The 9452-nt window shown below is 64.3% G+C and carries 11 protein-coding genes and 1 pseudogene; 8 read left to right on the top strand and 4 right to left on the bottom strand.

Annotated features, from left to right (window positions below):
- Nucleotides 1–271 (bottom strand): annotated as a pseudogene (locus VKP01_RS09945) (VWA domain-containing protein); the annotation flags it as partial.
- Complete coding sequence (locus tag VKP01_RS09940) at nucleotides 268–1134, bottom strand: class I SAM-dependent methyltransferase (RefSeq protein WP_324411989.1); 867 nt, start codon at nucleotides 1132–1134, stop codon at nucleotides 268–270. The gene VKP01_RS09940 and the pseudogene VKP01_RS09945, both read right to left, overlap by 4 nt.
- A gap of 215 nt (nucleotides 1135–1349) precedes the next feature.
- Here VKP01_RS09940 and VKP01_RS09935 point away from each other — a divergent pair, with 215 nt between their 5' ends.
- The 7 genes from VKP01_RS09935 to infC all read left to right on the top strand — a co-directional run bounded on the left by VKP01_RS09935 (nucleotide 1350) and on the right by infC (nucleotide 6392).
- Nucleotides 1350–2144: a thymidylate synthase gene (locus VKP01_RS09935; RefSeq protein ID WP_324411988.1), complete on the top strand. Its 795-nt coding sequence runs from the start codon at nucleotides 1350–1352 to the stop codon at nucleotides 2142–2144.
- 15 nt (nucleotides 2145–2159) lie between these two features.
- The gene (locus VKP01_RS09930; RefSeq protein WP_324411987.1) at nucleotides 2160–2684 is read left to right on the top strand and encodes a GNAT family N-acetyltransferase; all 525 of its coding nucleotides are present in this window, start codon (nucleotides 2160–2162) and stop codon (nucleotides 2682–2684) included.
- Nucleotides 2681–3202, top strand: coding sequence for a dihydrofolate reductase (locus VKP01_RS09925; RefSeq protein WP_324411986.1), 522 nt, complete (start codon nucleotides 2681–2683; stop codon nucleotides 3200–3202). Before VKP01_RS09930 ends, VKP01_RS09925 begins: the two co-directional genes overlap by 4 nt.
- A 132-nt stretch (nucleotides 3203–3334) precedes the next feature.
- Nucleotides 3335–4480, top strand: a complete 1146-nt coding sequence (gene hflK / locus VKP01_RS09920; protein ID WP_324411985.1) for an FtsH protease activity modulator HflK — start codon at nucleotides 3335–3337, stop codon at nucleotides 4478–4480.
- Nucleotides 4477–5487 (top strand): protease modulator HflC, encoded by a 1011-nt coding sequence (locus VKP01_RS09915; RefSeq protein WP_324411984.1) that lies wholly within the window; start codon nucleotides 4477–4479, stop codon nucleotides 5485–5487. Before hflK ends, VKP01_RS09915 begins: the two co-directional genes overlap by 4 nt.
- Nucleotides 5488–5505: 18 nt before the next feature.
- The gene (locus VKP01_RS09910) at nucleotides 5506–5691 is read left to right on the top strand and encodes a DUF2065 domain-containing protein (protein WP_074445903.1); all 186 of its coding nucleotides are present in this window, start codon (nucleotides 5506–5508) and stop codon (nucleotides 5689–5691) included.
- A gap of 179 nt (nucleotides 5692–5870) precedes the next feature.
- Nucleotides 5871–6392, top strand: a complete 522-nt coding sequence (infC, locus tag VKP01_RS09905) for a translation initiation factor IF-3 (protein WP_324411983.1) — start codon at nucleotides 5871–5873, stop codon at nucleotides 6390–6392.
- Between the two features lie 98 nt (nucleotides 6393–6490).
- Here infC and zapE read toward each other — a convergent pair whose 3' ends face one another.
- Nucleotides 6491–7708, bottom strand: a complete 1218-nt coding sequence (gene zapE, locus VKP01_RS09900; RefSeq protein ID WP_324411982.1) for a cell division protein ZapE — start codon at nucleotides 7706–7708, stop codon at nucleotides 6491–6493.
- A gap of 250 nt (nucleotides 7709–7958) precedes the next feature.
- On the opposite strand from zapE, the gene VKP01_RS09895 reads away from it, so the two are divergent.
- Nucleotides 7959–8711, top strand: coding sequence for a dimethylsulfonioproprionate lyase family protein (locus VKP01_RS09895; protein WP_324411981.1), 753 nt, complete (start codon nucleotides 7959–7961; stop codon nucleotides 8709–8711).
- Nucleotide 8712: 1 nt separating this feature from the next.
- On the opposite strand, the gene VKP01_RS09890 is transcribed toward VKP01_RS09895, so the two are convergent.
- Nucleotides 8713–9452 (bottom strand): glycerophosphodiester phosphodiesterase (locus VKP01_RS09890; protein WP_324411980.1); only part of this gene is annotated, 740 nt, incomplete at its 5' end.

Genomic DNA, 9452 nt, shown 5'->3' with positions numbered 1-9452 from the left:
CGCGGAAATAGACGAGTTGCACGGCGAGTCCGCCAATCCGCGCCGTCGTTTCGAACATCCCCGTCAGGACCGAGCAGGCCAGATCCCAGGTCGGCTCCCGGCTCATCGTGGCGTCGAGGGCGAAGCTCAGACGACCCTGATCGGCGCCCGCCGCAACGGGAGCGAGGCTGCCGGCTTCCCGCAGGAACGCATCGACGGCGCCGCCCGACTGGCCCGCAGGGCCCGGGCGATTGTCTTGCTTGCGCTTGTCGGGCGCCTTGCCTTCACTCATCGTTCGACCTCGTCGCCTCCCGATCTGCCAGCGCGGCGGATCGCACCATCATGTGCGCCGCCATGAACGTAAGATAGGGTCGGGCGCGCCGCGTTCCCATGGCATGCGTCGCCGCTGCGCTGCGGCACCGGAGCGCCGGCGTGGCTTGATGCCGGTGACAGGCGGGGTGAGAGCCGCAGGCGCCGGCTGCGCTGCCGCACCGGGATCGGGCGCTGATCCTGACGCGTCGCCTCGACGATATGGACACCGGCGAAGGGGGCCCGCAGCCGCAGCCCCGCCCGCTCCCACAGACCCGCGCTGCGCAGGAAACGCTGCGAGGATATCGGCGGCACGTACAGGGCCTCGGTCCAGACCTGGGCATCGAAACCGTTGCGATGCAAAAGGCTGCCCAATTGCGAAACCGAGTACGGGCGTCCCTGGCCGAAGGGGGTGGCGTCGACACGCGCCCAGATGCCACGCCGGTTGGGTACGACGATCGCGACACGCCCGCCGGGAGCAAGGATGCGCCAGATTTCGTGCAGGAACTCGTCCGGATCGCCGACATTCTCGAGCAGATGCGCCACCAGCGCGCGTTCATAGGCGCCGTCCACTGCCGGCAGGACAAGCGGCTCGACGAGACAGGCGAGATTCTTTTCGTCCGGCGGCCAGTGCGCTACGCCCTGGCGGGCTGGCATGAACAGATTCACCCGCTCGCAGCGCGCAATGGCCGGGCGCAGGAACGGGGCGGCGTAGCCCAGCCCCACCATGCGGCAATCCTGCGCGCCGCGCATGAAATCCACCAATGTGCGCGCCACGAAGCGCTGCGCCACCTGCCCGAGCGGGGTCTGATAGAATTGCTGCAGCGAGACGATATCCACGATCATGGCCGGCGCATGCCCTCGGTTGCCCGTAGCGGGTCTTGTCAACGAATGGCCAAAACACCGCGCCGACGCAACCCGTATCGATACGACTGCCGCATTCGGCACGGGCGCGGACATGCGGGGCGAAGTGTCTTATGGAGAAGTGTCTTGTGGATAGGCTTGCCGGCATGCTCCCCAGGCCGGCCCGGCAGGTTAAGATCGGCGTAACGAGGGGTACCATGCAGCAATATCACGCGCTTCTGCGCCGCATTCTCGACGAGGGCCACGAGAAAGGTGACCGGACCGGCACGGGCACGCTCTCGGTCTTCGGCCATCAGATGCGCTTCGATCTGGCCGATGGCTTTCCGCTGGTCACGACCAAGAAGCTGCATCTACGCTCGATCATCCACGAATTGCTCTGGTTCCTCGCGGGCGACACCAACATCGCCTATCTCAAGGATAACCGTGTCGCGATCTGGGATGAATGGGCCGACGCGAACGGCGATCTCGGGCCGGTCTACGGCAAGCAATGGCGCTCCTGGCCCAACCCGAACGGCGCCGACGTCGACCAGATCAGCTGGCTGATCGACGAGATCCGCCGCAACCCCGATTCACGCCGCCTCGTGGTCAACGCCTGGAACCCGGCCGATCTCGACCGCATGGCACTGGCACCCTGTCATTGCCTGTTCCAGTTCTATGTTGCCGGCGGCAAGCTCTCCTGCCAGCTCTATCAGCGTTCGGCGGACGTGTTTCTCGGCGTGCCCTTCAACATCGCCTCCTATGCGCTGCTCACCCATATGGTCGCGCAGGTGACGGGGCTGCAGCCCGGCGATTTCGTGCATTCCTTCGGCGACGCGCATCTCTATTCGAACCATCTCGAACAGGCCCGCGAACAGCTCACGCGTGAGCCGCGCCCGCTGCCGCGCCTGCGCCTCGATCCGCAGGTGCGCGATATTTTCGGCTTTCGCTTCGAGAATATCACGATCGAGGGCTACGACCCGCATCCGGCGATTCGCGCGCCGGTGGCGGTCTGAGCCGGCGGGGCGGGGATGGCTGAGTGCTCGCACGGTCTGACGATCCGCAGGGCGCGTCCGGGCGAAGCCGGGCTCGTGCTGCGCTTCGTTCGCGAACTCGCGGAATACGAGCGCCTGCTGCAAGAGGTGCGCGCGAACGAGGCCGAGCTCGACGCGGCTCTGTTCTGCGACAATCCCCGCGTCTTCTGCGACATCGCCTTTCTGGATGGCGAACCGGTGGGATTCGCGCTGTATTTCTACAATTTCTCCACCTTTCTCGGCCGCCACGGCATCTGGCTGGAGGATCTTTATGTCCGCGAGAGCCTGCGCGGGCGCGGCGTCGGCAAGGCGCTGCTGGCCGGGCTGGCGCGGCGATGCGTCGCGGAAGGGCTCGGACGATTGGAGTGGTGGGTGCTCGACTGGAACGCCCCGGCGATCGCCACCTATCGCGCGCTGGGGGCGCAGCCGATGGAGGAATGGACGGTCCAGCGGCTCACGGGGGAGGCGCTCACGCGGCTCGCCGACAAGGGCGCGGAGATATCAGGGAGAGAGCCGGGATGACGGCAGAGACAGGTTTTCCGCTGACCATCGTCGCGGCAATCGCCGATAACGGCGTGATCGGTGACGACAACCGCCTGATCTGGCGGCTCAAGAGCGATCTGCGGCGCTTCAAGCAGATCACCCTCGGCAAGCCGATGATCATGGGGCGCAAGACCTTCGATTCCATCGGGCGACCGCTGCCCGGGCGCCGCATCATCGTGATGACGCGCGATCCGGATTTTGCGGTGGACGGTGTCGATGTCGCGCGTTCTTTCGACGCGGCCTGCGTACGCGCCGATGCGGTTGCGCAGGAGATGGGCGCGAGCGAGATCATCGTGGCGGGCGGAAGTCAGATCTATGCGCAGGCGCTGCCCGCCGCGCAAAGGCTTCGGCTGACACGCGTCCACGCCATGCCTGATGGCGATGCGCACTTTCCTGACTTCGATTCGACACAATTTCGTATCATCGCTGAATCCGGACATGGTGCCGGCCCGGATGATGAATTCGCGTTCACTTTCATCGATATGGAACGACGTTGACTGCCCGGTTTCGGTTGACTTTGGGGGCAGAAGTCTCCACTTCCGATGCAGACGTGGTGCGCTTTTCCGCAATGATAACGGGTAAGCAACGCGATGGTTTCAAGAATTATGCACTGAAGAGGGAAGCGTAGGATGCCCTGGAATAATCAAGGCAGCGGCGGTGGCGGAGGGCCCTGGGGGCCTCGCAGCAGCGGCGGCGGTGGCGGCGGCCCATGGGGAGGCGGCCCGCAAGGCGGCGGCGGCTCCGGACAGACCCCGCCCGATCTGGAAGAGATCCTGCGCAAAGGCCAGGATCGCCTGAAGAACATGGTGCCCGGCGGTGGCTCGATGGGAGGCAAGGGCATTGCCCTGATTCTCATCGGTGTCGTGGTCGTCTGGCTGCTCACGGGCTTCTACACGGTTCGGCCCAACCAGGTCGGCCTCAATCTCATCTTCGGGGCCTATGTCGGCCAGACGGCGCCCGGTCTGAACTACAATCTGCCTTACCCCATCGGTCAGGTGATCAAGCCCGACGTCACGCAGGTCAATCGCGTCGAGGTCGGATACCGCTCGGCGACGGAAGGCCAGCGTCCGCGTGACGTGCTCGAAGAGAGCCTGATGCTCACGGGTGACGAGAATATCGTCGATATCGATTTCGACGTGCAGTGGCAGATCGATGCGGCCCGGGCCGAAGAGTTCGTCTTCGAGATCCAGAATCCGGAAGGTACGATCAAGGCTGTGGCCGAGAGCTCCATGCGTGAGGTGATCGGGCGCCGTGACATCCAGGCCATCCTGACGATCGAGCAGGGTGAGATCATGCAGGAAGTCCAGGAGATCATGCAGGCCACGCTCGAGGATTACAGCGCCGGCGTCACGATCCGCGTGGTGCAGCTGCAGGCCGCCGTGCCTCCGGCTCAGGTGCGTGAAGCGTTCTTCGACGTCAACGCGGCCCAGCAGGATCTCGTGCGCCTGCAGAACGAGGCCGAGACTTACGCCAGCCGGGTCGTTCCGGAAGCGCGTGGTCGCGCCGCGCGGATCATTCAGGAAGCGGAAGGTTACCGTGAGCGTGTCGTCAACGAAGCCGAGGGTCAGGCTTCGCGCTTTACCCAGGTTTTCGACGAATATGTGAACGCACCGGACGTGACGCGTGAGCGTCTCTTCCTCGAGACGATGGAACGCGTCCTCGCGGGCACGGACAAGGTCGTCATCGATCAGAGCAATGGGGATGGTCAGCAGTCGGTCGTGCCTTATCTGCCTCTGCCGGAAATCCAGCGCCGCGCGCAGGGAGGCTCCCAATGAGAAATCCCGTCATCCGCACTGGCATCCTGATCGTCCTCGGTCTGGCGGCAGTGTTGCTTTACTCCTCACTGTTCACGGTCCATCAGACCCAGCAGGCCGTGGTGCTGCGCTTCGGCGCCGTGCGTCAAGTCATTACCGATCCGGGCCTCTATATGAAGGCTCCGTTCATTGATGTGGTCCTGCCCGTCGAGAAGCGGCTGCTCGATCTCGACATCCCGGTTCAGACGGTCTTGTCGAGCGACCGTCAGAATCTGGAAGTGGACGCGTTTGCGCGCTATCGGGTGATCAATGCGCTGCGCTTCTATCAGACGGTGAACAACCAGACCAATGCCAATGCGCGCCTGCGCTCCTTCGTCAATGCCGCGATGCGTAATACGCTGGCGAATGCCTCCTTCCCGGAGATCATCCGCACCAGCCGTAACGATCTGATGTTGCGGATTGCCGAGACGGTGAACCGTCAGGCGGAGGATCTGGGCATCGAAGTCGTTGATGTGCGCCTTACCCGCGTCGATCTGCCGACGGCGAACTCCGAAGCGGTGTTCCGCCGGATGCAGACCGAGCGTGAGCGTGAAGCGGCTGATCTGCGCGCACAGGGTGCCCAGCGTGCCAACGCCATCCAGGCGCGGGCGGATCGCGATGTCGTCGTGATCGAGGCGGAAGCCAACCGTACGGCTGAAGAGCTGCGCGGTGCCGGTGATGCCGACCGTAACCGCATCCTCGCCGAAGCCTATGGGCGTGATGCCGACTTCTTCGCCTTCTATCGCTCGATGCAGGCCTACGAGCAGGCCTTGATGACGAGCGATACCGCGACGACGCAGATGGTGATCTCACCCGATTCGGACTTCTTCCGCTTCTTCGACAGCCCCGCCGGGCGCGGGCAGTCGACGCGGGATCTTCCGCTTCCGATTGATCCGGAAGGCCCGATGAGTGAAGCGCCTGCGCTTCCTCAGGCTCCGACTGCGGACGCGACGGGGAGCCTCGGCCCGCTCGCCGCGCCCGTCGAATAAGGCCTGCAAGCGTCTCGCATGTGGGACCTGATCACAGCCCTCGGCCTCGTTCTTGCGGTCGAGGGCATTCTTTTTGCCGCTTTCCCCGACGCAATCCGCCGCGCCATGTACGAGGCTTCGCAAAGCCCGCGGGATCGGATGCGGGCGGTGGGGATCGTCTGTGCGATCATCGGTATCGCCATCATCTGGCTCGTGCGCGGGTGACCGACGCGGTTTTATCCGGAATGGCGCGGCAATGGCTTGACTTGCCTCGATTTTGCGCAAACACTCCGGCATCGATGCAACTTGGGTTTCCGGCCCGGCCTTCCGCATGGATTGTGGGAGGATTTCGTGCTTGAAGCCGGTCAGAGGAGAAGACAGCCATTCGCCGACCAATGAGAGCCATGCCGGTCCCGCAAAAGGACGGGCCGCGCGCCAACCGCGACATCCGAGGCGTTCGTGAGGTGCAGCTGATCGATGACGAGGGCACGAATCGTGGCGTCGTCCCGTTTGCCGAAGCCCTCCAACTGGCCGAGGAAGTCGGCCTTGACCTCGTCGAGATCGCACCCAATTCCGAACCTCCGGTCTGCAAACTTCTGGATTACGGCAAGTTCCGTTTCGATCAGCAGAAGAAAGCGTCTGAAGCACGCAAGAAGCAGAAGACCGTCGAGGTCAAGGAGGTCAAGCTTCGTCCCGGTATCGACAAGCACGATTACGAGACGAAGATGAAGAACGTGAAGCGTTTCTTCGAGGATGGCGACAAGGTGAAAATCACCCTGCGCTTCCGCGGGCGCGAAATGGCACATCAGGATCTCGGCCTGAAATTGCTGTTGCGGGTCAAGGAAGAGACCCGGGAATTCGCCAAGGTCGAGCTCGAGCCGCAGCTCGAAGGCCGCCAGATGATCATGATCCTGGCACCCCGCTGACGCTTGCTCTGGGGAATGGGTCGGGCGGGCCGGCGATCCGGCCCGCAGCACGCCCCTTTCCCCGGCAGCACGCCCGTTCCCCCAGGCAGCCGCCGGCTTCAGGTTTCGACCAGCCCCGTCGTGTCGTCCGAGCCGCGCGAATCGGGGCGGCCGTGGGCGAGCGCGAGATAATCCTGCGAGCGCATCTCTATCAGCCGCGAGACGGTACGATCAAATTCGAAGGCCTCGCGCCCGTGTCTTGCATCATAGAGCTCATGCGCCTCGGCGGCGGCGGAGGCGAGCAGCTTCACCCGGTTGTCGTAGAGCGCGTCGATCAGGGTGATGAAGCGCTTGGCCTCATTGCGGTTTTCGAGATGCATGCGCGGTATCGCGTCGATGATCACCGTGTGGAAATCCTGCGCAATGGCGAGGTAGTCGGCGGCGCCGAGCGGGCGGGCGCACAGATCATCGAAGGAGAAGCGCGCCACGCCGGAGGCGGCCTGCGGAATCTCCAACGGATGCCCGCGCACGGATACCCGCATCGGCTCGCCGCGCCTGCGCCCGGTGAGACGCCGGAAAGCGTCGTCGAGCGCGGTGCGGGCCGCATCATCCGCCGGGACGTGCCAGACCGGCTGACCGGCGAGTTTCTCCAACCGGAAATCGGTGCGCGAATCGAGTTCGACGATGGCCATGCGCTCATGGATCATCTCGATGAAGGGCAGGAACAGCGCGCGGTTCAGCCCGCCCTCATAGAGCCGCGCGGGCTCCACGTTCGAGGTGGCGAAGACGACGACATTCTCGGCGAACAGGGCCTTGAACAGGCGCCCGAGGATCATCGCGTCGGCAATGTCGGTGACGGTGAATTCGTCGAAGCAGAGCACATAGGCTTCCTGCGCGAGCGCCCTGGCCACCGGCTCGATCGGATCGTCCCCCTTCACCTTGCCGGCCTTGAGATCCTGCCGGTAGGCATGGATGCGTCCATGCACATCGGCCATGAAGGCATGGAAATGCGCCCGGCGTTTGCGGCGCACGCTCAGGCTCTCAAAAAAGAGATCCATCAGCATGGTCTTGCCGCGCCCCACAGAGCCCCAGACATAGATGCCCTTGATCGGCTCGCTCGCGGCGGGGCGGCGTCCGAACAGCCAGCCGAGCGCGCTGCTCTTGCGCGCGAGGCGCTTTTCATTGAGCTGCGCTGCGAGCTTGTCGAGTCGCGCGAGCAGGCTCGTCTGGGCCGGATCGCGCTCGATCGCATTGCTCGCGACGAGCGCCTGGTAGCGCGTGCTGACGGGCCGCGACGTACTTTCGGGATTGGTGATCTCGTCGGTGCGCTTGTTCAAGGCCGTTGTCGCGTGGCTCGTGCGGGTGAGGCGGATTTGGCAGTCCCTCCGGCTCGCGCATCAATCCGTCAGGTGGGTCCCGGCTGGCGGATCAGATGATGCGCCAACCAGCAATCCGGAGCGCCGACCTGACATCGCCAGGTCGAATAGCGCTCTAGCGCGTTAGGCGGGCTCTCACAAGCCCTGAAACTTGCGTTGACCGGTCGATATCCTTGCGTCAGCATGACACTTCAAGGTAGCGGAGATTGCCATGACGGAGGACATCGCGGGTGAAGTGCCGGAAGACGAGATCGCTGCAGATATGCTTGCCGCCCCGGTCGATGCCCCGGGTGCAGCCTCGCCGCAGGCGCGTATTCGCGACCATCCGAACTGGTATTATCTGCTGCGCGAATTCTACGAGCTCTACCGCTTTCTGCCATCCGGCGGCAGCGACCGGATTCGCGGGCATCAGCGCGCCGTGCGCGAGCGCATCAGCGCCCTGATCCAGGCGAATGCGCCACTCCGCTTCGGCGCCTGCGAGGAAAAACCCGTCACGGCCTATCTGCGCCGCGTCCTCGACGAGGGGCGTGTCGAGAAACATGCACCGGTGATTCGCGCCATCGATGCCGTGCGCGCCGGTCTCAACTGGCAATACGGCTACGACAAGATCCCGCGCGGGCTCTCGCAGAAATTCGCCTATGCCGAGATTGCAGGGCCGAATGCGCCGATCCACAGCGAAGCGGTGATCCTTGGCCTCGTGCTCTTCGCGCCCGGCTGTACCTATCCCACCCATGCCCATGACGGTATCACGGAGAGCTATGTCTGCCTTTCCGGCGCGGTCTCGGAAAATCATCAGGGCGTCTATGCCCCCGGCTCGCTGATCTTCAACCCGCCCGGGCAGCACCACCGCATCACCGTCTCCGACCGGGAGCCGTCGCTTCTGGCCTATGCCTGGATCGGGACGCGCGAGAAGCTCTCGCATCAGAAAATGGCGTTCTCGCGCGCGCCGCGAAAGCGGGGATGACTTACATCCACAGACCCCGTTCCGCGAGAACCTGCTTCAGCAGGGTGGGCCGGTCGGTCATCAGCCCGTCCATGCCGGCATCGATCAGCGTGCGCATCTGGTCCGCCTCGTCCACGGTCCAGACATGGACCTGGATGTCGCGGGCATGGGCTGCGCGCACGAGCCGGCGCGTCGCGACCGGCATGCCGTGGAAGGATGGTGGAATCTGCAGCGCAGGATAGGGTTTGACGGGGACCGGAATGCCGAACCCGGCGAACCAGACGACCGCAACGCCGGCATGGCTTGGCGACCAGCACAATTCATCGCCCAGAAGCTGCCGTAGGCGCTTCGTGCGTTTGGGATCGAAGCAGCCCACACAGACCCGCGAAAGCGCATTCGCTGCGCGGATGACCTCCGCCAAAGGCACCACCACGCTTTCTGATTTCGGCTCCAGATTGAAGCGGGTTTCCGGATAGGCCTCCAGCGTCTCGTCGAGGCGCGGGATGCGTGCGCCGCAGGGAAAGTGCAGTTGCGCCAGATCCGCCCAGGCGAGCGCGCCGATCCGCTCGGGCCGCCTCATCAGCCGTGTCAGATCATCGTCATGAAAGACGACGACCACCCCGTCTCGGGTGAGTTGCACATCGGTTTCGATATAGCGATAGCCGAGCGCGACCGCGTGATCGAAGGCGTCATGGGTATTCTCCGTCCGCTCCAGCGCCCCGCCGCGATGGGCGAAGGCGAGGAGGCCCGGATGGTCGAGGA

Source organism: Saliniramus sp., assembly GCF_035311605.1.
Classification (GTDB): Bacteria; Pseudomonadota; Alphaproteobacteria; order Rhizobiales; family Beijerinckiaceae; genus Saliniramus.
Note: the sequence above shows the minus strand (reverse complement) of the source record. Positions and strands in the feature narration are given on the sequence as shown.

Excerpts from the sequence above, each read along its gene's own strand:
- VKP01_RS09940 (WP_324411989.1), bottom strand. The coding sequence starts at position 1,134 with ATGATCGTGGATATCGTCTCGCTGCAGCAATTCTATCAGACCCCGCTC.
- VKP01_RS09935 (WP_324411988.1), top strand. The coding sequence starts at position 1,350 with ATGCAGCAATATCACGCGCTTCTGCGCCGCATTCTCGACGAGGGCCAC.
- VKP01_RS09930 (WP_324411987.1), top strand. The coding sequence starts at position 2,160 with ATGGCTGAGTGCTCGCACGGTCTGACGATCCGCAGGGCGCGTCCGGGC.
- VKP01_RS09925 (WP_324411986.1), top strand. The coding sequence starts at position 2,681 with ATGACGGCAGAGACAGGTTTTCCGCTGACCATCGTCGCGGCAATCGCC.
- hflK (WP_324411985.1), top strand. The coding sequence starts at position 3,335 with ATGCCCTGGAATAATCAAGGCAGCGGCGGTGGCGGAGGGCCCTGGGGG.
- VKP01_RS09915 (WP_324411984.1), top strand. The coding sequence starts at position 4,477 with ATGAGAAATCCCGTCATCCGCACTGGCATCCTGATCGTCCTCGGTCTG.
- VKP01_RS09910 (WP_074445903.1), top strand. The coding sequence starts at position 5,506 with ATGTGGGACCTGATCACAGCCCTCGGCCTCGTTCTTGCGGTCGAGGGC.
- infC (WP_324411983.1), top strand. The coding sequence starts at position 5,871 with ATGCCGGTCCCGCAAAAGGACGGGCCGCGCGCCAACCGCGACATCCGA.
- VKP01_RS09895 (WP_324411981.1), top strand. The coding sequence starts at position 7,959 with ATGACGGAGGACATCGCGGGTGAAGTGCCGGAAGACGAGATCGCTGCA.